Source organism: Glaciecola sp. HTCC2999, from assembly GCF_000155775.1.
Classification (GTDB): Bacteria; Pseudomonadota; Gammaproteobacteria; order Enterobacterales; family Alteromonadaceae; genus Opacimonas.
Genome location: NZ_DS989811.1, coordinates 151,434 through 172,982 on the forward strand (window position 1 = coordinate 151,434; position 21,549 = coordinate 172,982).

Consider the following 21,549-nt stretch of genomic DNA (forward strand, 5'->3'; position numbering starts at 1 on the left):
TCCTACTTACCATAAAAGAAATTCGATATGCATGTACATATATTAGGGATCTGTGGCAGCTTTATGGGCGGAATAGCCGCACTAGCTAAATCACTTGGGCACACAGTGACTGGGTCTGACCGAAATGTCTATCCACCAATGAGCACTCAACTTGAAGGGCTCGGTATTACATTGACCGAAGGGTATGATGTTGCACAATTTGAACCTGAGCCCGATATGGTCATTATCGGTAATGCAATGTCACGAGGTAATCCTGCAGTCGAATATGTATTAGATCGAAATCTACCCTATACATCTGGACCACAATGGCTCTTAGATAATTTATTGAAAGATCGCTGGGTATTGGCTGTTGCTGGCACACATGGGAAAACATCAACCTCTAGTGTACTTGCGTGGATTTTAGAGTTCGCCGGTTATACCCCCGGTTTTCTGATTGGCGGTGTGCCGGAGAATTTTGGCGTATCAGCACGCATTGGTGAAGGCAATTTTTTTGTCATTGAGGCGGATGAATATGACAGTGCGTTTTTTGATAAGCGCTCTAAGTTTGTCCACTATCGTCCGCGGACATTGGTACTCAATAATCTTGAATTTGATCATGCTGATATTTTTGATGATCTTAATGCGATCAAAAAACAGTTCCATCATTTGGTTCGTTCAGTACCTGCCAATGGTCTGATATTGTCGGAGAAACACGATAACAACATGCAAGATGTCTTGGAAATGGGGTGCTGGACGACGCAAGAATTTATTTCTAAAGATTGGACCGCACAGAAGACCCAAGCTGATGGCGGACGTTTTGAAGTATATTATCAAGGTCAACTTCAAGGTGAAGTCAATTGGTCTTTAATTGGGGATCATAACGTACATAACGGTTTAATGGCGATTGCAGCAGCCCATAATGTGGGCGTTACCACTGATATTGCTATCGAATCGTTAAGTGAGTTTGTTAACGTCAAGCGCCGTATGGAAATCAAAGGAACAGTCGCTAATATCACGGTTTATGATGATTTTGCGCACCATCCTACTGCGATTAAAACGACAGTCGAAGGGCTAAAAGCCAATGTTGGTGTACAACGGATCTTAGCAATTTTAGAACCACGTTCTAACACCATGAAATTAGGTATTCATAAAGATCAGTTAACTGAGTCTTGGGCACAAGCAGATGAGGTTTATATTTTTGAACCTGCCAGCTTAAGCTGGTCCATTGACGAGGTTGCGCGCGATAGTGTGGCGCCAGTACACCCTTATCAAGATGTGGACAAATTAGTAGAAGCTGTCGTCAAAGAAGCGCAACCATCTGATCATATTTTAGTCATGAGTAACGGTGGATTTGCAGGCATTCATGATAAATTATTGAATGCGTTATCAGCACGATTTAACAAAGAGTAATTATTCATGAATCAAGCTCAATTCACCACCCCCTCAGCATGGGATAAGCGTATTACCTTAGCAATTACTGGGGCATCCGGCACACCATATGCGCTGCGTTTATTGGAGCTCTTAGTGAAAGCGGAGTACCAAGTGTACGTACTAATTTCATCAGCGGCCAAAGTGGTATTAGCGACAGAAGAAAATCTAAAAGTACCAAGTAAACCCGAAGCTGTTGCTGCTTTTTTTACCGAGCGTTTTGACGCTAAAGCAGGCCAAATAATCGCTTGTGGCAAAGATGAATGGTTTTCGCCGGTGGCATCAGGTTCAGCGGCACCAAAACAGATGGTCGTATGTCCTTGTTCAACCGGTACTTTATCAGCTATTGCGACGGGAGCGAGTGATAACCTGGTTGAGCGTGCAGCTGATGTGGTCATTAAAGAGCGAGGACAGCTCATTATCGTTCCTCGTGAAATGCCTTTTTCGACGATTCATTTAGAGAACATGCTCAAACTATCAAAGATGGGTGTGACAATCATGCCTGCTGCACCTGGCTTTTATCATGAACCTAACAGCATAGCTGATTTAGTCGATTTTGTGGTGGCACGTATGCTAGATCACATTGGTGTAGATCAAACGATTATGCAACGCTGGGGCTACAGACCATCTTAATTGTTATACTATAAAACAACAAGCATAACTAGAAACGGGGATTCATTATCATGCAAATTCGATCAATATCATTTGGAGCTGTCATTACGTTTCTCTTAATGAGCTTAGTTGCAGCAAACCCTGCGTGGGCTTGGGGCAAAAATGGGCACCGTATTGCAGGTGAAATCGCAAGCCAACATATCAGTCCGCAAGTAAAAGCGATTATGGCGGAACTGTTTCCAAATCGTACGTTAGCGGAAATCTCGACCTTAGCCGATTTTAACCGCTCTAATCCAGCCGAGTTTTGGCAAAAGCAAGCCGGTCCTTATCATTATGTGACGGTACCAGATGGCACCACATACGTTGACGTTGGTGCACCGAAACAAGGTGATGCATATACTGGGTTACAAATGTTCAGTGAATGGGTCAAAGATCCAAAGCGTTCTGTAGCCGAACGGCAGACGGCACTTCATTTTATTGTGCATATTGTGGGGGACTTGCATCAGCCATTACATGTGGGCAACGGGAAAGACCGAGGCGGTAATGATGTTAAATTAGATTTCTTTTGGGAGAGCTCTAATCTTCATCGAATTTGGGATAGCGGTATTATTGATCAACAAAAACTGTCTTATACTGAATACTCAGACTGGTTAACACGTAAAATGACGTCACAACAAATAGCTCAATGGATGGAGCCTGATCCTATGGTATGGATCCAAGAAAGTTATGACATTCGCAACGGGATTTATACAAACAATGAAAGTGAAAATTACAATTATGTATATGCCCATATTGATGCGCTTAACCGTCGCCTTTCTCAAGCAGGTATCCGCACTGCGGCATACTTGAATCAACTTTTTGTTCAGTAGGAAAGAGACTTAGTGTGCTGAATTTTTAGTCGGATGATATCAGAACGATGAATCCGACTAAAATACCGCGCTTTATTGCTTGCATTTTCTTGTCAGGTTGCCGATCATAAGCGCTATTAATCAGTTGATGTCGCGCTTATGAAATTTACCTCTCGTTCAGCCCATTTCCGCCAAATCACCCTTGTAGTATTGCTCACATCGGTTTTGTTAGGAATATCGGGGTGTGGTCAAAAAGGGCCGTTACGTTTACCGGCTGAACCACCGGTTCAAAATCAACCGCAAACTCAGCCTGCGGCACAACCAACTGAACCTGAAACACCATCAAACAACACCAATAACGCGATTGAAGATAAGAGATAAACTATGGATTTTTTTGATTACCAAAACGGCACATTGCATGCAGAAAATGTGGCATTACATGACATAGCTGCAAAGCATGGTACGCCCACCTACGTTTATTCTCGTAAGACGTTGGAGCGTCACTGGCATAAATTTGATGAAGCATTAGGTGATCATCCTCATTTAGTGTGTTTTGCGGTGAAAGCAAATTCGAACATCGGCGTGTTGAGTGTCCTGGCTAAACTAGGTTCAGGGTTTGATATTGTTTCCGGTGGCGAATTAAAACGTGTTATTGCTGCCGGTGGTGATCCTCAAAAAGTGGTTTTCTCAGGCGTGGGTAAAACGGCTGATGAGATTGAATTTGCATTGCAACAAAACATTTTGTGCTTCAACGTCGAGTCATTTGCTGAGTTAGATCGTATCAATGCAGTAGCGGCGAAATTAGATAGACCTGCGCGTATATCTTTACGCATTAATCCTGATGTGGATGCAAATACCCATCCATATATCTCTACAGGTCTCAAAGCAAATAAGTTTGGGATCGCACATACCAAAGCCGTTGAAACGTATTTGTACGCAAAAGCCTTGTCTTATTTAGAAATAAAAGGGATGGATTGCCACATTGGTTCACAGCTCACGGAAACGGCACCGTTTGTCGATGCATTAGAACGTTTATTAGGGTTAGTGGATGAGTTAGCAACCCATGATATTCATATCGAACATTTAGATGTAGGTGGCGGTTTAGGGGTGACTTATGCGAATGAAACACCGCCGTTACCTTCAGAATATGCTTCTGCTATTGCACAAAAGATGCAAGGTCGTGAGCACATGAAAATTATCATGGAGCCAGGTCGTGCGATTGCTGCAAATGCGGGTGTGTTACTCACTAAAGTTGAATTTTTGAAACAAAACGAAGACAAGCATTTTGCAATTATTGATGCGGCGATGAATGATTTGTTACGTCCAGCCCTTTACAGTGCTTGGCAAAATATTGTGCCCATTACACCAAGAGACGATGTAGCCGCTGCTGTTTATGATGTTGTGGGGCCCGTGTGTGAAACGGGAGATTTCTTAGGTAAAGACCGTGAATTAGCGATTGTGCCGGATGATATTCTCGCGGTGAAAAGTGCCGGCGCATATGGCTTTGTGATGGCATCAAATTATAACACCCGTGCTCGTCCAGCAGAGATCATGGTCGATGGAGATCATGTTATTGTAGTGCGTGAACGTGAAAAAGTTGAAGATTTATGGCACAACGAACATAAAGTCCAGTAAACTACTTTCAATGATGATATTTATTAAAGGCGGCCAATAATGTTGGTTGAATTCACCAAGATGCATGGTCTTGGTAATGATTTTATGGTGGTGGATTGCATCACTCAAAACATTTACTTTTCCCCGGAGCGCATCCAGCAGTTAGCGGATCGTAATTTTGGTGTGGGTTTTGACCAATTATTATTAGTTGAACCTCCTTACGATCCTGATCAAGACTTTCACTATCGCATCTTCAATGCCGATGGCTCTGAGGTGGAACAATGTGGCAACGGCGCACGGTGTTTTGCGCGGTTTGTGAAATATAAAAACCTGACTCATAAAACCAAAATTTCTGTCAGCACCAAGGCGGGCAAAATTATGCTTTATTTGGAAAAGGATGGACAGGTTACGGTGAACATGGGGCGTCCACGTTTTGCCCCTGATGATGTGCCAATGAAAGCTCAGAAACAAGAAAACACCTATATTATTCGTGAAGCCGACCAGACTTTTTTCTGTGGTGCAGTTTCTTTAGGAAACCCCCACTGCGTTATGGTAGTGGATGATATTGACACTTATGATGTGTTGGGAGTGGGTGCATTACTTGAATCTCACGAACGTTTTCCGCAAAAAGTGAATGTAGGCTTCATGCAGATCATTGATGAAAATAATATCAAGTTACGCGTGTTTGAGCGTGGCGTCGGGGAAACACTAGCTTGCGGTAGCGGCGCGTGTGCAGCGGTAGCGATTGGCCAGCAACAAGGTAAACTGGGCACTGAAGTGAATGTGACCTTACCAGGAGGGCCATTAACCATTCGCTGGCAAGGCGATGATCATACGATCAAGATGACGGGCCCGGCAGAACATGTATTTGATGGAAAAATAGTATTATGACCCAACCCGATTTCAGTCAAACATTAAGCGCCAAAGAAGTCGCTCAATATTTACGTGATAATGAAGAATTCTTTGTAGAATATCCAGAGTTAACGGCTGAGTTAATCATACCTCACCAGCAACGTGGAACGGTGTCTTTGGTGGAGCTTCAAGCGGAGCAGCTCCGTAAACAGCTGCATTCACAGCGTCAAGAGCTAGCAGCTTTGATCCGCAATGCCGATAATAACGAACAGTTGTTTCAAATTTACGCGCAACTACTGCAACGTTTATATACCTGTGACACGCTGGTTGATGTTGAAGCTGCCTTACATGCATGTTTTCATGGTGAATTAGCACTAGCCGAAGTGTGCGTACAATTATTCATTAAAGAAACCAGATTTGCTGATTTTAAACATCACGCGCTGATTGATAAGCGTTTTAAGCAATCGGATTTTTTCTTCGGTCGTTTATCGCAAAACGAAACCAAGCAAATTTTTAACGAAGGTTCGGTTGAATCATGTGCATTGATGTTATTGGGCGCCAAAGAGCCCTTTGGGTTTTTGGCTGTAGGCAGTGCTTCTGCGACCCATTTCCAACCTGAAATGGATACGTTATTTTTGCTCCAGTTAAAGCAATTATTAGAGCAAGTGTTAGCGCGTATTTTAACAGACCAAGACGAATAATTGGCTTATGACATCATTTGTACCGCATTTACCATTACACGATGATAAGTGGGTGCAAGCGTTTGCCGAACAGCTCAAAGTTGAGCGCCAATACTCAATACATACCCAATCTGCCTATATCAATCATATTCTAGTATGTAAAGACTTACTAACTTTGAAGAAATGGTCTAGCTTGACTGTTGAACAAGTGAAACGCATGGTGGGCCTATCTAAAAAAGCCGGATTAAGTGCCCGTAGTATTGCATTAAGACTCAGTGCGCTGCGGCAGTTTTGTCACTTTTTGGTGGAGCAACATCAATTGACTCAGAACCCTGCTGAGGCAGTTAACGCCCCTAAAATGGGCAAACCCTTGCCAAAACATTTACATGTAGAACAGTTAGAAGGTTTATTAAATTTCACACCAGAATCAGTACATGAAGCTCGTGATAAAGCGATGTTTGAACTGGTGTATGGGTGTGGTTTGCGTTTATCTGAGGTCACCGGGCTAAATTTACTTGATGTGTTGGATGATCATATCTTAAATGTTAATGGTAAGGGTGGTAAGCAACGGCGTTTGCCAATTGGCGAACATGCATGGAGGGCCGTACAAGATTGGCTATTATGGCGGGTACAATTTATCACTAGTGCGGCACCTGATGAGCCTGCGTTATTTTTGTCTCAGCGAGGGGGGCGGTTAGGGAATCGGCAAGTTGCTAAACGATTGACACAACTTGCCACCAAACAAGGCATTGATACGCATATTTCACCCCATAAACTGCGCCATTCTTTCGCCACGCACGTATTAGAATCTAGTGGTGATTTACGCGCGGTGCAAGAGCTGTTAGGTCATGCAAATTTAGCCACCACTCAAGTATATACTCATTTGGATTTTCAACATTTAGCGGGCGTGTATGACAATGCGCATCCTAGGGCGAAGAAATGATTTTTTACCGAAAAATCGGTGTAATTCGAGCAATGACCTTTGATTTGGATGACACTTTATACGACAACATGCCATATATATATGCGGCTGAGGCTGCCCTGTCTCAGTATATTACTGAGCATTATCCAAACGCCGCCAGTATTTCCAAAGAACAATGGTTTACTTTTAAACAATGTGCATTGCAAAACTCGCCAGTTATCAAATATGACATGGGGCAATTGCGTTTAGCGACGTTAAGATTAGGGTTCGCCTCTGTCGGTTATGCTGACGATACGTTAGAGGCAGCGGCTCATGATTGCTTTACTTATTTTTACGCTCAGCGCAGTAATTTTACCGTACCAAAACATTACACCGATGTATTGGCATCACTTGCGGGTAAGATCCCCCTTGTAGCGATCACCAATGGGAATGTGAATGTCGATACCATTGGCATTGGTGAATATTTTACACACGTCTATCATGCGAGTATCGATCATCGCGCAAAACCTCATTCAGATATGTTTGTTAAAGCATCACAGGCATTGGGGATTGCACCGCAATACATATTACATGTGGGCGATAATATGACTAATGATGTGTTAGGTGCTTATCAAAATGGCTATAAATCAGCTTGGTATGCTGCAGACCGTCACATGAATATGAGTCATGAGCCGGTCAAATGTTTACCCGATGTGCAGTTAGATCGTTTTTCGGATTTATTGCATTGGGTCTGAACACTGTATATATCAACAGTTTTTGTTATAATTAATTTTTCTCTACCCCAACATATAAAAAGGCTTAATGGATGGACGTATCTCGATTACTTGATGGGCTTAATGATAAACAGCGTCAAGCGGTCGCCGCTCCTGCGCAAGATATGTTGATCTTAGCCGGTGCAGGCAGTGGTAAAACACGAGTATTAGTCCATCGTATTGCGTGGTTGATGGAAGTCGAAAACTTATCCCCTTTTTCTATTCTGGCGGTTACGTTTACAAACAAAGCTGCCCGTGAAATGCGCGGACGGATTGAACAACTCAAAGGCCAGTCACTGCATCATATGTGGATTGGAACCTTTCACGGGCTCGCACATCGTTTATTGCGTGCTCATTACGCCGAAGCTAATCTACCTGAGAACTTTACGATATTAGATTCAGATGATCAGCATCGCCTGATCAAACGCATTATTAAATCAATGAACTTGGATGAGAAAGATTGGCCAGCTAAGCAATCCCAATGGTATATCAACGGTAATAAAGACGAAGGTTTACGCCCCAAAGATATTGATACTTATGGGGATGCGAACCAGCAAAAAATGCGTGATATTTACCAAGCATATCAACAAACTTGTGACCGGTCTGGGTTGATTGATTTTGCAGAATTACTGCTCCGAGCGTATGAGCTGTGGCGCGATAATGATCGTATTCGTCAGCATTACCAAGAGCGATTTCGCGCGGTATTGGTAGACGAATTCCAAGACACCAATAATATACAATATGCGTGGTTACGTCTGTTATCAGCACCGAGTAATAATATGATGATCGTAGGCGATGACGATCAGTCTATTTATGGGTGGCGCGGCGCGAATGTTGAAAATATTTCACACTTTCTCAAAGATTTCCCGAGTGCGGATACTATTCGTTTAGAACAGAATTATCGTTCCACAGGGCATATTTTGAAAGCGGCTAATGCGGTGATAGATAATAATGCCGGACGCTTGGGTAAAGAGCTATGGACTGAGGATGCTGACGGCGAAAAGATAAAGCTCTATGCAGGTTTCAATGAGCTAGATGAAGCACGTTTTATCGTAGCTCGGATCAAAGAGTGGATGGATCAAGGGTATGCTTTGTCTGATTGTGCCATTTTATATCGCAATAATGCTCAATCACGAGTACTGGAAGAGGCGTTACTGCAAGAAGCTATTCCCTATCGAATTTATGGTGGTCAACGATTCTTCGAGCGTCAAGAAATCAAAGATGCACTGGCCTATCTGCGTATGATTAATCACCCATTAGATGACGCTGCGTTTGAACGTGTAGTGAATACACCAACGCGTGGCATGGGTGATAAAACGTTGTCGCAAATCCGAGAAGTAGCACGTGAGACAGAGCAATCTATGTGGCAAACGTCGGTCATGATGCTGCAAGAGAAACGATTAAAAGGACGTGCAGGTAATGCACTCCAAGGCTTTGTTGATTTGATCATGAATATGAGTAATGACATCAAACCATTGCCATTAGAGCAGCAAACCGATCATGTTATAAAAGCATCTGGCTTAGTCGCGATGTACCAAGCTGAAAAAGGCGAGAAAGCGAAGGCTAGAGTGGAAAACTTAGAAGAATTAGTGACTGCTTGTAAGCAATTTGAAGTGCCTGAAGAGGCTGATGATATGACGCCATTATCAGCATTTCTTGCTCACGCATCATTAGAGGCGGGTGAAGGACAAGCTGAGAAACACCAAGATGCCGTTCAAATGATGACTATTCATACCGCGAAAGGGTTAGAGTTTTCTTTAGTCTTTCTAGCGGGTGTGGAAGAGGGAATGTTCCCTAGTGCGATGACGAATGATGAACCTGGCCGTCTCGAGGAAGAACGTCGTCTATGCTATGTGGGTATGACTCGTGCGATGCAAAAACTTTACATTACTCATGCTGAAACGCGTCGAGTATATGGCCAAGATAAATTTCATACTGCCAGTCGCTTTATTCGAGAGATCCCCAAAGAATGTATCGAAGAAATCCGCCTGCGACAAAATGTGTCTCAACCTGTGCACAACCGCTTTAGCCCCAGCACCTCACATGAAGCCTTTAGTGAAAGTGGATTCTCATTGGGAATGCGTGTGAGTCACAACAAATTTGGTGATGGGACCGTCTTAAACTATGAAGGCTCAGGCGAGAGTGCACGTGTACAAGTGAATTTTGATGATTTTGGTGCTAAATGGCTGGTACTCGCTTATGCGAAGTTATCGCCGTGTTAATATGAACGCGGTATTAAGACTACCGCGATTTTAGATAAGGGATCTATTAAGCCTAAGTGTTAAGTAATATCTTTTGTTTTCGGTAGTGCCTGACACCATCATAAGTGAACACCGCTAGGGCTAACCAAACAAACCCAAAGGTAATCACCCGCTCAATATTGAAAGGTTCGTTGTAAACCATAATCGCGATGACGAACATCAGTGTCGGGCCAATATATTGGAAAAATCCAAGGGTTGAATACATGATACGGCGTGCTGCTGAAGTAAAACATAGCAGCGGAGCGGTGGTGACTAAGCCCGCGCAGATAAATAAGACATTTATTGTTGTACTGTTATTGGCAAAGTTACTGGTGGGTGAATCTGTCCACAACCAATAACCCAGCGCTAAAGGCAGCATCAAAACCGTTTCAATAAACAGTCCCGGTATCGAGTCGACATTGATTTGCTTACGGACCAAGCCATATAAGCTAAAGCTTAATGCCAAAGACAGTGCGATGTATGGGACATCACCAAACGACACAATTAAAATCGCCACGCCAATAAACGCTAATAGCACTGCAACTTTTTGCAAACGTCGAAAACGTTCGCCTAAAAATACAAAGCCAAATAGAACATTAAATAGGGGATTAATGTAATAACCAAGGCTAGCTTCTAATAGATGGTCATTATTGACTGACCAGATAAACAGCCACCAATTGCCGCCAAGTAATATTCCCGCACAGACTAATAATCCCATGACTTTTTTATCAGCAAGCGCAGTGGTGACTTTGTTAATATGATTAAGTCCGAGGATCAAGCCAGCCAATACGAGTGCTGACCAAATAATACGGTGCATTAAGATTTCAACAGCATCGACATGTAACAACTGCTTAAAATAGATAGGTGCAATGCCCCACATGGTATAAGCACAAATCGCAAATAACATACCTGCCTGGGTAGAAGTTAAGCCTGAAGCTGAGTTTGGCGGGGTCGAAGATTCTTGCATGAAAGGCCAGTGAAATGAAATAAGACAGGCGCAATTGTGAAGTAACTTATCAAAGCAAGCAACCACTTAATAAATTTACCTATGGTTGCTTATCATAATGATTCATATATCACCTAAGTGGATGACACCCTTATCAATTATAGGTTAGATAGTACTATCATAAATAGTTAACAGTGTTGTCTCTATTCTCTTCATCAAATGCTACAATTTAGTATATGATCTAATTTTTGAGATCTGTTGTCTGACAATGATACTTATCAGATCTATGTGTATCTTGTATTAATATAACCATATCTAGTAGAGCCAATATCACCTCAAATGACAGCTGATTTATTACATACCACATTAAAAAACACCTTCGGTTATAGTGACTTCCGTAAGGGTCAGCAAGCTATAATTGAAGCGTCATTAGCGCAACAAGATTGCTTGGTTTTAATGCCTACCGGTGGTGGTAAATCCTTGTGTTATCAGGTGCCCGCTGTCATCAATACTGGCTTAACGATTGTTGTTTCACCCTTGATTTCACTCATGCAAGACCAAATGGAGCAATGTCTCGCGGTCGGTATTCGCGCTGATATGATCAGTTCACAGTTAGATGGAGCAGAAATCACGCAAGTTTATCAACGCTTACATAATGGACAGACAGATATTTTGTTTGTCGCACCTGAACGGATTTTACAACCGTACTTTATTGAGCGTTTATCTGAACTCGATATTAGTTTAATCGCAGTTGATGAGGCTCACTGTGTCTCTCACTGGGGACATGACTTTAGACAAGATTACCGTAATTTAGGTCAGCTCCGACAAATATTTCCATATATTCCTATTATGGCCCTAACGGCCACTGCCGATATTGCCACTCGCGAAGATATTCAAACTCAGTTGCATTTAAATCACCCTCATGTGCATTTAGCCAGTTTTGACCGCCCGAATATTCGTTACACAGTTATTCCTAAATTTAAACCGCTGGAACAAATCGTACGATTTATTCACGCTCATGAAGGGAGTGGAATTATTTACTGTTCTTCAAGGAACAAAGTGGATGAGGTGCGCAACAAACTCTACGCCAAAGGCTTTAAATGTGGGGCTTATCATGCCGGCCTAACCCAAGAAGAACGCGCTCAGGCCCAGCGTGATTTTCAAAATGATAATATTGATATTATGGTCGCCACGGTTGCCTTTGGTATGGGGATCAATAAATCTAATGTGCGTTATGTGGTACATCATGACTTACCCCGAAGTATTGAAGCTTATTACCAAGAAACGGGCCGAGCAGGGCGAGATGGCTTAGCTTCAGAAGCATTATTATTATTTGATGAAAAGGATGCGGCACGAATCAAACAGTGGATAGAATCTTCAGAAAGTCATCGGATTGAAGTGGAACTTGAAAAATTTGAGGCGATGGAGCGTTTTGGGGATGCACAAACGTGTCGCCGACAAGTGTTACTTAATTATTTTTCTGAAGCTAGCCAAACGCAATGTGGTAACTGTGATGTGTGTATCGATCCGCCAAAACATTTTGATGGCTTAGAATCGGCCCAAAAAGTGTTATCGTGTATTTATCGAATGCGTCAGATAGGCACGATAAATCAAGTCGTTGAAGTGATCAAAGGTCGTCAACTGCAACGTATTGTCGAACAAGGTTATGATAAGTTATCTACGTTTGGGATCGGTAAAGATAAAGCCGATGAGTATTGGGTTAATATTATTAATCAGCTGATCCATAAAGGGTATTTGTTTATTGATATTACTAATTATGCCGTTTTGCGGTTAACCGATGCAGCAAAACCAATATTACGTGGAGAACAACCATTAACCCTAGCAGTGCCACGCTTAAGCGGGACCAGTAAGAAACAGCAGAAACTCGCTAATGTTAGTTATGACAAAGAATTATTTGCGAAGTTGAAGCATCTGCGTAAACGGTTAGCAGATGAGATAGGTAAACCACCATACGTGATATTTTCGGATGCTAGCTTAGTCGATATGGCACAAAATTTACCAATGGAAGCGAGTGATTTCTTATTTGTATCCGGCGTAGGGCAAGTCAAACTCGAACGATATGGTGATCAGTTTATTAATTTGATCACTCAACATGTTCAATCACAATAATTGTCGTTTAAGTAGTCTCCTAAGAGACTCGTTAATTGTCGTATCCAAACCGCATTTATGCGGATTTTTTCGGTCCAAAGTTATATTCTCCGCCAGCATCTAGGGCTTCCTGGTATGCCGGTCTTGCCTGCATCCGTTCTACGTAAGCTTTGATATGCTGTGGCACATTAGAGGGCTGGCTGGCGAGCATTGCTTCTAGTGGAAAAAGCATCATAAAATCGACCGTCGTTAAGCGTTCGCCGACAAAATAATCTATCCCTTTATTGACTTGACGGGCAAGGTGTTTTTCAACATGTGCGACGTTCTCAGCAAAATTTTTATCGTAGTAGGCATTTAGAATCGCATCAATGACTTTATCCGCGATGGTTTTGATAATGATTGGCTTCTTTTGGGCTTTTGCTTTGCCTAATACGAGCTTTGCAATTAATGGCGGCATCATGGTTCCTTCAGCAAAATGCAGCCAATATAAGTATTGAATATAATCTGCATCACCCGCCTGATAGGTTAATAAGGCGTCAGGATAGGTTTGAGCAAAGTACTCAACAATCGCTCCAGATTCAGCTAATGGAGTTTGCATTTCGTCATCCAATGTCACTACCGGAGAGCGTCCGAGTTCAAAAATCGATTTTAATGAATCCGGTGCTAATGATGTTGTTGGATTTCGATAATGAGTTTGTATATCAAAATCTAAACCAAGCTCTGCAAATAACCATAAAATACGTTGTGAGCGAGAATGATTTAAATGATGTAGTGTAGGCATAATATTTCCTTAAATTGGACACTGATTATTACCCGTAAACGCGATAAATGGATTAAACATTTAACCTAAAGCGTGCGTATAAAACTTAAATGTGTAGCGAAATAGTGCCAAACTGCTGTTATGCTAGCAAATTCTAAAGCGTTAGCTTACTTTATTTCAATGATAAACTATTATTAGAGATCTATGTCTGAATCTTATATTGACCCATATAAATACCAACATTCTTATGCCGATGAGTTGGCTGATTTAGTTACCCCAATCAAACCGACTGTGATTTATCAGCCTCATCTACAAGTGGTTAATCATGCACTGTGGGAAGCATTAGGGTTACCCATTCAATGGCAAGATAATGATACGTTTATGCAGCAGTTATTTGGGTCTGAGTCCCTCTTAACTCAACATAGCGTGGCCCAGAAATATGGTGGGCATCAATTTGGTCATTGGAATCCACAGCTAGGAGATGGACGCGGTCTGCTGCTATGTGAAATAGTGGATAATCAAGGTCAGCGACAAGACTTACATCTTAAAGGTGCAGGGCCAACACCTTATTCACGACACGCGGATGGGCGTGCAGTCTTGCGTTCGACTATACGAGAATATTTGGCCAGTGAAGCTTTATTTCATTTAGGTATTCCAACCTCTCGCGCCTTATGTTTGATTAGTTCTAATGAGCCGGTTTATCGTGAACAACAAGAAAAAGCTGCGATGCTGATACGCACTGCGCCAAGTCATTTAAGGTTTGGACATTTTGAATACTTTTACCATGATCGTGAACCCGGTGTGGCAGCAGATATTGCCACCCCTAAACTCCAACAATTAATGGACTACACTTTAGCGTATCATTTTCCGCAGTGTGTAGATTGCCAAAACCCGCATCTAGCGATGTTAACGCAAATAATTGCTGATACCGCACGATTAATCGCACATTGGCAAGTCGTTGGCTTTAACCATGGTGTTATGAACACGGATAATATGTCGATTCATGGGATTACATTTGATTATGGCCCATATGCATTTTTTGATGATTTTGAACCGCATTATGTGTGCAATAAATCTGATCATCAGGGACGTTATCGTTTTTCCCAGCAACCAAGTATCGGTCTTTGGAATCTCAACGCGCTGGCACAAGCATTCCGGCCGTTTGTCACTACAGAAGATATTACCGATGCGTTAGATACGTTTGAACCTATATTGGTAGAGCACTATCATCATTTGATGCTCAAACGATTTGGATTAACTGAAACGACGGATACAGCATTGGCGATGATGACATTGTTTATGAAGTTATTACAAAGTCCTAAGCGTGATTATCATATTAGCTTTAGACAACTAGCCGGGCATCTCGATTGGGACTCATTAACATTACTCCGCAATGAATATGTGGATATTGGCTTATTTGATGAATGGTTAGCTGCATTTAAAGCAGAAGTAGCGTTACAAGAAGTCGATTTTACCACCTTACAGTCACGAATTAGTTTAGCGAATCCACATACTGTGCTGCGCAACCATCATGCTCAAGCAGTCATTGAAGCTGCTGAACAAGGTGATTTTTCATTATTTCATGCTTATTTAGAAATATTAAAGAATCCGTTTGATGCGACAACCAAGATAGACCGATTTGCTGCTCCACCCTCGATAGGGGATAAGGGAATTGCCTTATCATGCTCTTCGTAATGGAGTAAATAGTCGAATTTACTATGGTGGGGTTGATTTTATATGATGCTAATCCCATTGTTATCCTTTAAAATAGACAAGGTTAGTCGTTAGTGCGACCAACATGTTTATCAACCATCACACGAGAATACCTAAACATGCCAGTATCGATGTTTGAATTTGTCAGTAAAGCGAAGCTACCAACACGATTTGGAGATTTCACGATCCATGGATTTGTGGACACGCGCAATCAGCAAGAACACGTGGCATTAAGTTATGGTGAATGGCTCCCAGATGACGCTGTGCATATTCGTGTGCATTCAGAGTGTTTAACCGGTGATTCATTGTTTTCGACACGCTGTGATTGCGGTTTTCAACTCGAAAAAGCCTTAGCTAACATTGTCGAGCATGGTTCGGGTGTCTTATTATATTTAAGACAAGAAGGTCGTGGCATTGGCTTATTGAACAAAATCAAAGCCTATGCATTGCAGGATACTGGACTGGATACGGTTGAAGCAAATGAACATTTAGGGTTTGATGCTGATTTACGAGAATATGATATTTGTCAGTTTATGTTACACCATTTGGGGATTAACAGAGTGACCTTGATGACTAATAACCCGAAAAAAATCAATGCATTAACCTCATTAGGGATTGAAGTTGTTGAGCGTAAACCGATTGATCATGGCATGACTAAAGATAATAAAGGGTACCTAAAGACCAAGACTGAAAAGCTTGGTCATGAGTTTGATCCACACTTATTTAAATAGTTTTTCTTATCACCACATACTTAACGCTATTCAGTTTGCGTTAAGTTCAATCAAGCTATAACTATGATTAACGTAACTCATTCCCTTTAGGAGGGTCTATGTTAGTCAAAACAGCTCAACAAAACCTACCACGTTGGCAGCGTATCATTACTGCTGCAGCCATTAGCTTAACAACGCTTAGCTTATCTGGGTGTGTGATTGCTCATACGCCATATCAAGGTGAGGTCAAATATGGGTTTATTAAATCTCCACCTCACAAAACGATGACGACGACTACCACAAGTTATGTACCCCGACAGCCAGCTGCTACCGAAAACGATGAAATAGTTACGGTCCTCGACAGTGCATTAGCGCCAATTGCGTTATATCCTGATTCGTTACTTGAGCATATCTTTGCAGCTGTAGTGCAGCCGATGGATTTGATCCAAGCCCAAGCATTGATTGAACAGCACAACGAATTGGATGCAAACGAACTCGTTGAATTAGCGCGTGGTAAGCCATGGGATCCCAGTGTGATTGCGTTATTGCCTTTTGCAGATGTGATCGCAAATCTCACTGAAGATTTAGAATATCTTGAGTATTTAGGACATGCGGTAGAGAGTGATTATAATTTAGTGGTATCGCGTGTCGCCTATTTGCGTCAACAGGCTCAAAACAGCGGTAATCTTGTTTCGGATGATTACGTTAAAGTAATAGAAAAAGAGACAAAAATCTTTATCGAGTCAGCTGAACCTGAAGTGATATTTGTACCGACGTATGATCCATTAACCGTTTATGGTACTTGGTGGCATGGCCAGCAACCGCGGATATGGAATTATCGCCATATTAAACGCCACAGCTATCGTCATTATAATAAGCCCCACCGACTCGGCATACATGTGTCACAAGGTAACGTCTCTATTAACTGGAATCCATTTAGCTATGTAAGTCATAATTATTGGCGTGATCATTATCATATTAAACAGCGTCATCAGCTATTTTCGCGCCGTTTACATGCTTCTCATCGTGCTCATAATGTACATCGCAATGAGCGCTGGAACGGAGGTAAACGTCTGAATAACCAACGTTCAGATGTTAAGCGAGACCGTCAATATCAAGGGGGCAGTAAGCATCGCAATAACCAAAAGCTAAATAATAAACGTCGTGTTAATAGTCATACTCCTGATAATCACTCAGCCGGTCAGGTACGAGTCGCACCGGTAAAACGTGTTCCCGTTAAATTGCCACCTAAACGGATTCAACGTAATACCTCTGATCAAAAAGTGGTGCGAGCACCAGTCAAGTTACCGCCCAAACAGGTCAGTGTAAAGCGGACTCAGGATCGAGTCGCTCAGAATAGAGTCGCTCTGAAGGGAGTCGCTCAGAACAGAGTCGATCTGGAGCGAGCAGTCCGGGATCGAGTTGTCCGGGATATTGAACGTTAGGCAAGATAATTGAGTGTCGCTTGAACGAAGCGTTCAGGCGATGCCTCATCCATATTGAAATATAAAGATGGCTCAATGAGCTCTACTTCCATCAGTTGCCAGATATCATCTTTCTGAGCGCGTGGATTCCTTATTAAGTCGACACGTGCATATAACGATTTTTCAGGAAGTGCAGCAAGTACTTTAGCGGCAGCACTTAACTGTCGTTCATCCGGGATGACTGTAATCAGTTCACCACCATGTTCTTCTTGAACACGAAAATCACCTGACTTAGGGACTTTTCTAATTGTATGGCTATATTCACCATTAAAATAAAAAAGTGAGTACTCACCCTCATTTATAACGCTATCTAAGAATGGTTGTATGACACAAGGCGTGGTGGAAAAAATATTCGACAGAGGGCCTGCTTGGGCCATTAAGTTAGTATGGTCAAGACGAAAAGTATTATCTGAATTAGCACTGATAAGTGGTTTGATAATGATTTCTTGGGTGTCAAAATATGCAAACTGGGCATAAATATCAGATATGGCTACTGAATCAAAAAATACTGAAGGGATGATGGTGATACCTTGTGTTTGCAATATTTGTAGATAGCGTTTTGAAATGTTCCATTGCATCAATGATAATGGGTTAATTAATACCGTATCATGCTTTGTGATTTCAATGAGCTTGTCGATAAAAGCATCTGCATGTTCTTGATAATCCCATGTACTTCGTACAATGACAGCATCATATTGTGACCAATCAATATCAATAGCATGCCAAGAAATAACATCGACGTGAACACCATGCTGAGAGAAAGGCTGAATCAACAAATTATCCCAAACAAAATAATCTTCAAGATCATCAGTAGATAAAAAAGCAATAGATTGGTGCAAAGGAAGCTCCTGTTATGGGTAATATTCAGATTATAAATCATTTATATGGTGCAATTATCACCAAATCAGTGCATTAGATGTGGTGCAATTATATAGACATAATAAAAATTTAGTAATATCAATGGCTTAAAATTTTTTAATGTAGGAATGATTCTTGCTATTAATAGCAAAGTTGGTCATTCACTATGATAATAAGCTATATTATGACCATCACAACAGCACTATTTTGATGCTTCGACATTAAAATTCATTTCGACCATACCTCATTTGTGTATTGGCGAGATGACGATAAGTGGTGTAGATAAATTTACACACATTAGATTAGATTTTAAAGGTAGTATATTCAATGGATACAGTTAATAGCGCAGTGGAGACATTACTCCAGGGCACCAATACATTATTTATTTTGCTTGGTGCGATAATGGTATTTGCCATGCACGCCGGGTTTGCTTTTCTAGAAGTAGGTACCGTACGTAATAAAAACCAAGTCAACGCATTGATCAAAATCATGACTGATTTTGCCGTGTCATGTTTATGTTACTTTTTCATTGGTTATCTAATTGCATACGATACGACATTTTATGCGAGTGCGGCTGAATTAAGTGCTAACAATGGATATGATCTAGTGAAGTTTTTCTTCTTGATGACCTTTGCAGCTGCCATTCCAGCCATTGTTTCTGGTGGTATTGCAGAGCGTGCTCGTTTCTATCCTTTCTTAATTGCATCAGGTTTAATTGTTGGCTTTGTTTATCCATTCTTCGAAGGGATTATCTGGAATGGTAACTATGGTTTTCAAGCATGGCTAGAAGCGTCGTTTGGTGCAGGGTTCCATGATTTTGCTGGCTCAATTGTCGTGCACGGTATGGGCGGTTGGTTAGCATTAGTCGCAGTTGTGTTATTAGGTTCGCGCAATGGACGTTACAAAAACGGTAAGTTGAATGCCTTTGCCCCATCAAATATTCCATTTTTAGCACTGGGTGCATGGATTTTGAGTATTGGTTGGTTTGGCTTTAATGTCATGTCTGCACAAACAGTCGATGGGATCAGTGGTTTAGTGGCAGCAAACTCATTAATGGCTATGGTAGGTGGTATCTTAACGGCGATGTGGTTTGGAAAAAATGATCCTGGTTTTATTCACAACGGTCCATTAGCTGGTTTAGTCGCCGTCTGCGCAGGCTCTGATGTAATGCATCCGATTGGTTCGTTAGTCGTTGGTGGTATTGCAGGGTGGTTATTTGTCTGGTTATTTACCGTGATGCAAAACAAAATTAAAGTAGACGATGTTTTAGGTGTGTGGCCATTACACGGTGTATGTGGTGCGTGGGGTGCGATTGCTGCTGGCATCTTTGGAACTGAAGCATTGGGTGGTTTAGGTGGCGTATCGTTAGTGTCACAGTTAATCGGTACTGCTCTAGGTATAGTCATTGCAATCGTAGGCGGTATTATCGTTTATGGTGGTGTGAAAAAACTAGCTGGCTTAAGATTAAGCGAGGAAGAAGAATATAAAGGTGCTGATTTATCCATTCACAAAATCGGTTCTATGAATTCTGACGATATCTAATTTTAAAAAATGTTCTTAAAAAATAAACAGGCATAGATTACATTTCTATGCCTTTTTTGTTTTCACCCCAAATATATTGAAACCTTTTAATCCTGATGAAATACTTCAATTTGTTGATGATTTAGATAATCCCTAACTTATTGATATAATTGAGCATACTCTTAAGCAACTTGGCCGGCTACGTATCCACTACTCCATGCCCATTGGAAATTGTAGCCACCGAGCCAGCCGGTCACATCTAGTACTTCACCAATAAAGAATAGTCCCTTATGGTCTTTGGCTTCCATGGTTTTGGATGAGAAATGATCGGTGTTGACTCCGCCTAAGGTGACTTCGGCGGTACGATAACCTTCTGTGCCATTAGGCTTAAGTTGCCATGCTTTGAATTGATTAGCGATATGCTCGAGTTGCTTACCTTGGTATTGTTTCATTGGTTTATTTTCTATTTCAAAATATCCCAATAATTGCGCGATGAGACGCCTAGGGAACCAGGTCGATAGAACAGTGGATAGCTGTACGTTAGGCTGTTGAGTTTGTGCTCGGTTTAGCTCTACGGTTAAATCGAGAGATGGTAGTAAATCGATTTCTACGGTATCACCGGCTTCCCAATAAGAAGAGATTTGTAATACAGCAGGGCCACTTAATCCCCGGTGCGTAAATAAAATCCCCTCATTAAATCGTGTATTAGCACATGTTGTTGCCGCTTCTACACTCACGCCACTAAGCTCTGCTAGTACATCCTTGTCATGCGTATGCAAGGTAAATGGAACTAATGCTGCTCTGGTGGGAGTGACCTGCATACCAAACTGTTCTGCAATTTGATAGCCAAAGGGTGTTGCACCCAGCTTCGGCATTGATAATCCGCCGGTGGCAATGACTAATGACTCACAACTATATTGGCCTTTGGATGTCGATAAATGATAGCCTTTTTCATGTTTATTTATCGTCAGTATTTCGCATGCCGTAGTGACTGTCACTTGATGCTTTGCACATTCGGACATAAGCAGTGAAACGATTTGTTTAGCTGAGTCATCGCAAAATAACTGGCCAAGGGTTTTTTCATGATAAGCAATGCCATAGTCATTGACCAATCCAATGAAATCCCATTGGGTGTATTGGCTTAATGCTGATTTGGTGAAATGAGGATTGTCACAGATAAAATTTTCATGTGAAGTATACATGTTGGTAAAATTACAGCGCCCCCCACCAGACATGAGTATTTTTCGACCAACTTTTTTTGCGTGGTCTAGCACAGTCACACTTCTTCCGCGCGCGGCCGCAGTAGCTGCACAAAATAACCCTGCCGCACCGGCACCAATGACTACCACATCTTGATCTTGCATTAATTCTTACCAATATCACACAAAGCGCTATTATAAAGCGAATGGTTGATAAGTATAGTCGATGAAAGAAGATAACTAAAACAGACCGATTTAGCGCAATGTGTTAATATGAATTAGTTACGTTAGCACTCACGTTTTGAGTGCCCTTTTTGTGAGT

At 41.8% G+C, this 21,549-nt stretch carries 19 protein-coding genes; 15 read left to right on the forward strand and 4 right to left on the reverse strand.

The window, feature by feature from the left end:
* The first annotated feature begins 27 nt into the window (after positions 1–27).
* The 10 genes from mpl to uvrD all read left to right on the forward strand — a co-directional run bounded on the left by mpl (position 28) and on the right by uvrD (position 9,909).
* Positions 28–1,389 (forward strand): UDP-N-acetylmuramate:L-alanyl-gamma-D-glutamyl-meso-diaminopimelate ligase, encoded by a 1,362-nt coding sequence (gene mpl / locus G2999_RS04730; protein WP_010179264.1) that lies wholly within the window; start codon positions 28–30, stop codon positions 1,387–1,389.
* A 6-nt stretch (positions 1,390–1,395) separates the two neighbouring features.
* Positions 1,396–2,040, forward strand: coding sequence for a flavin prenyltransferase UbiX (locus G2999_RS04735; RefSeq protein WP_010179266.1), 645 nt, complete (start codon positions 1,396–1,398; stop codon positions 2,038–2,040).
* 50 nt (positions 2,041–2,090) lie between these two features.
* On the forward strand, positions 2,091–2,888 hold the full coding sequence (locus G2999_RS04740; RefSeq protein ID WP_010179267.1) for a S1/P1 nuclease: 798 nt from the start codon (positions 2,091–2,093) through the stop codon (positions 2,886–2,888).
* A 138-nt stretch (positions 2,889–3,026) separates the two neighbouring features.
* Positions 3,027–3,248, forward strand: coding sequence for a lipoprotein (locus tag G2999_RS11870; RefSeq protein ID WP_010179269.1), 222 nt, complete (start codon positions 3,027–3,029; stop codon positions 3,246–3,248).
* Between the two features lie 3 nt (positions 3,249–3,251).
* Entirely contained in the window at positions 3,252–4,502 is a 1,251-nt protein-coding gene (lysA, locus tag G2999_RS04750) for a diaminopimelate decarboxylase (RefSeq protein ID WP_010179271.1), read from the forward strand.
* 39 nt (positions 4,503–4,541) lie between these two features.
* Complete coding sequence (gene dapF, locus G2999_RS04755) at positions 4,542–5,372, forward strand: diaminopimelate epimerase (protein ID WP_010179273.1); 831 nt, start codon at positions 4,542–4,544, stop codon at positions 5,370–5,372.
* Positions 5,369–6,034, forward strand: a complete 666-nt coding sequence (locus tag G2999_RS04760; RefSeq protein WP_010179275.1) for a DUF484 family protein — start codon at positions 5,369–5,371, stop codon at positions 6,032–6,034. Before dapF ends, G2999_RS04760 begins: the two co-directional genes overlap by 4 nt.
* 7 nt (positions 6,035–6,041) lie before the next feature.
* The gene (locus tag G2999_RS04765) at positions 6,042–6,956 is read left to right on the forward strand and encodes a tyrosine recombinase XerC (protein WP_010179277.1); all 915 of its coding nucleotides are present in this window, start codon (positions 6,042–6,044) and stop codon (positions 6,954–6,956) included.
* Entirely contained in the window at positions 6,953–7,669 is a 717-nt protein-coding gene (locus G2999_RS04770) for an HAD-IA family hydrolase (RefSeq protein WP_010179279.1), read from the forward strand. The genes G2999_RS04765 and G2999_RS04770 overlap by 4 nt, the downstream gene beginning before the upstream one ends.
* Before the next feature lie 71 nt (positions 7,670–7,740).
* Complete coding sequence (uvrD, locus tag G2999_RS04775; RefSeq protein ID WP_010179280.1) at positions 7,741–9,909, forward strand: DNA helicase II; 2,169 nt, start codon at positions 7,741–7,743, stop codon at positions 9,907–9,909.
* 52 nt (positions 9,910–9,961) lie between these two features.
* Here uvrD and rarD read toward each other — a convergent pair whose 3' ends face one another.
* On the reverse strand, positions 9,962–10,894 hold the full coding sequence (gene rarD, locus G2999_RS04780; protein ID WP_010179283.1) for an EamA family transporter RarD: 933 nt from the start codon (positions 10,892–10,894) through the stop codon (positions 9,962–9,964).
* A gap of 318 nt (positions 10,895–11,212) precedes the next feature.
* Between rarD and recQ the strand changes: the two genes are divergently transcribed.
* Positions 11,213–13,003 (forward strand): DNA helicase RecQ, encoded by a 1,791-nt coding sequence (gene recQ, locus G2999_RS04785; RefSeq protein WP_010179285.1) that lies wholly within the window; start codon positions 11,213–11,215, stop codon positions 13,001–13,003.
* A 55-nt stretch (positions 13,004–13,058) separates the two neighbouring features.
* Here the strand turns inward: recQ and G2999_RS04790 are convergent, their stop codons facing one another.
* Positions 13,059–13,763, reverse strand: coding sequence for a glutathione S-transferase (locus G2999_RS04790; protein ID WP_010179286.1), 705 nt, complete (start codon positions 13,761–13,763; stop codon positions 13,059–13,061).
* 183 nt (positions 13,764–13,946) lie between these two features.
* Here G2999_RS04790 and G2999_RS04795 point away from each other — a divergent pair, with 183 nt between their 5' ends.
* The 3 genes from G2999_RS04795 (at position 13,947) to G2999_RS12610 (ending at position 17,610) form a co-directional block, all read left to right on the forward strand.
* A complete protein-coding gene (locus tag G2999_RS04795; RefSeq protein WP_010179287.1) occupies positions 13,947–15,437 on the forward strand; it encodes a YdiU family protein in 1,491 nt (496 codons plus the stop codon).
* Between the two features lie 137 nt (positions 15,438–15,574).
* Entirely contained in the window at positions 15,575–16,186 is a 612-nt protein-coding gene (ribA, locus tag G2999_RS04800) for a GTP cyclohydrolase II (RefSeq protein WP_010179288.1), read from the forward strand.
* A 98-nt stretch (positions 16,187–16,284) separates the two neighbouring features.
* Complete coding sequence (locus tag G2999_RS12610; protein WP_010179289.1) at positions 16,285–17,610, forward strand: DUF3300 domain-containing protein; 1,326 nt, start codon at positions 16,285–16,287, stop codon at positions 17,608–17,610.
* On the opposite strand, the gene G2999_RS04810 is transcribed toward G2999_RS12610, so the two are convergent.
* Positions 17,607–18,488 carry a RimK family alpha-L-glutamate ligase gene (locus G2999_RS04810; RefSeq protein WP_010179290.1) on the reverse strand — a complete coding sequence of 294 codons (882 nt, stop codon included), beginning with the start codon at positions 18,486–18,488 and terminating at the stop codon, positions 17,607–17,609. The genes G2999_RS12610 and G2999_RS04810 overlap by 4 nt on opposite strands.
* Positions 18,489–18,834: 346 nt before the next feature.
* On the opposite strand from G2999_RS04810, the gene G2999_RS04815 reads away from it, so the two are divergent.
* The gene (locus G2999_RS04815) at positions 18,835–20,049 is read left to right on the forward strand and encodes an ammonium transporter (protein WP_010179291.1); all 1,215 of its coding nucleotides are present in this window, start codon (positions 18,835–18,837) and stop codon (positions 20,047–20,049) included.
* Positions 20,050–20,210: 161 nt separating this feature from the next.
* Here the strand turns inward: G2999_RS04815 and G2999_RS04820 are convergent, their stop codons facing one another.
* Complete coding sequence (locus G2999_RS04820; RefSeq protein ID WP_010179292.1) at positions 20,211–21,392, reverse strand: NAD(P)/FAD-dependent oxidoreductase; 1,182 nt, start codon at positions 21,390–21,392, stop codon at positions 20,211–20,213.
* Between the last annotated feature and the right edge of the window lie 157 nt (positions 21,393–21,549).

What these genes read in the sequence shown, in the direction of transcription:
- G2999_RS04760 (WP_010179275.1), top strand. Translation starts at nt 5,369, where the DNA reads ATGACCCAACCCGATTTCAGTCAAACATTAAGCGCCAAAGAAGTCGCT.
- G2999_RS04770 (WP_010179279.1), top strand. Translation starts at nt 6,953, where the DNA reads ATGATTTTTTACCGAAAAATCGGTGTAATTCGAGCAATGACCTTTGAT.
- ribA (WP_010179288.1), top strand. Translation starts at nt 15,575, where the DNA reads ATGCCAGTATCGATGTTTGAATTTGTCAGTAAAGCGAAGCTACCAACA.
- dapF (WP_010179273.1), top strand. Translation starts at nt 4,542, where the DNA reads ATGTTGGTTGAATTCACCAAGATGCATGGTCTTGGTAATGATTTTATG.
- rarD (WP_010179283.1), bottom strand. Translation starts at nt 10,894, where the DNA reads ATGCAAGAATCTTCGACCCCGCCAAACTCAGCTTCAGGCTTAACTTCT.
- recQ (WP_010179285.1), top strand. Translation starts at nt 11,213, where the DNA reads ATGACAGCTGATTTATTACATACCACATTAAAAAACACCTTCGGTTAT.
- mpl (WP_010179264.1), top strand. Translation starts at nt 28, where the DNA reads ATGCATGTACATATATTAGGGATCTGTGGCAGCTTTATGGGCGGAATA.
- G2999_RS04735 (WP_010179266.1), top strand. Translation starts at nt 1,396, where the DNA reads ATGAATCAAGCTCAATTCACCACCCCCTCAGCATGGGATAAGCGTATT.
- uvrD (WP_010179280.1), top strand. Translation starts at nt 7,741, where the DNA reads ATGGACGTATCTCGATTACTTGATGGGCTTAATGATAAACAGCGTCAA.
- G2999_RS12610 (WP_010179289.1), top strand. Translation starts at nt 16,285, where the DNA reads ATGTTAGTCAAAACAGCTCAACAAAACCTACCACGTTGGCAGCGTATC.
- G2999_RS04790 (WP_010179286.1), bottom strand. Translation starts at nt 13,763, where the DNA reads ATGCCTACACTACATCATTTAAATCATTCTCGCTCACAACGTATTTTA.
- G2999_RS04820 (WP_010179292.1), bottom strand. Translation starts at nt 21,392, where the DNA reads ATGCAAGATCAAGATGTGGTAGTCATTGGTGCCGGTGCGGCAGGGTTA.
- G2999_RS04795 (WP_010179287.1), top strand. Translation starts at nt 13,947, where the DNA reads ATGTCTGAATCTTATATTGACCCATATAAATACCAACATTCTTATGCC.
- G2999_RS04815 (WP_010179291.1), top strand. Translation starts at nt 18,835, where the DNA reads ATGGATACAGTTAATAGCGCAGTGGAGACATTACTCCAGGGCACCAAT.
- G2999_RS11870 (WP_010179269.1), top strand. Translation starts at nt 3,027, where the DNA reads ATGAAATTTACCTCTCGTTCAGCCCATTTCCGCCAAATCACCCTTGTA.
- lysA (WP_010179271.1), top strand. Translation starts at nt 3,252, where the DNA reads ATGGATTTTTTTGATTACCAAAACGGCACATTGCATGCAGAAAATGTG.
- G2999_RS04740 (WP_010179267.1), top strand. Translation starts at nt 2,091, where the DNA reads ATGCAAATTCGATCAATATCATTTGGAGCTGTCATTACGTTTCTCTTA.
- G2999_RS04765 (WP_010179277.1), top strand. Translation starts at nt 6,042, where the DNA reads ATGACATCATTTGTACCGCATTTACCATTACACGATGATAAGTGGGTG.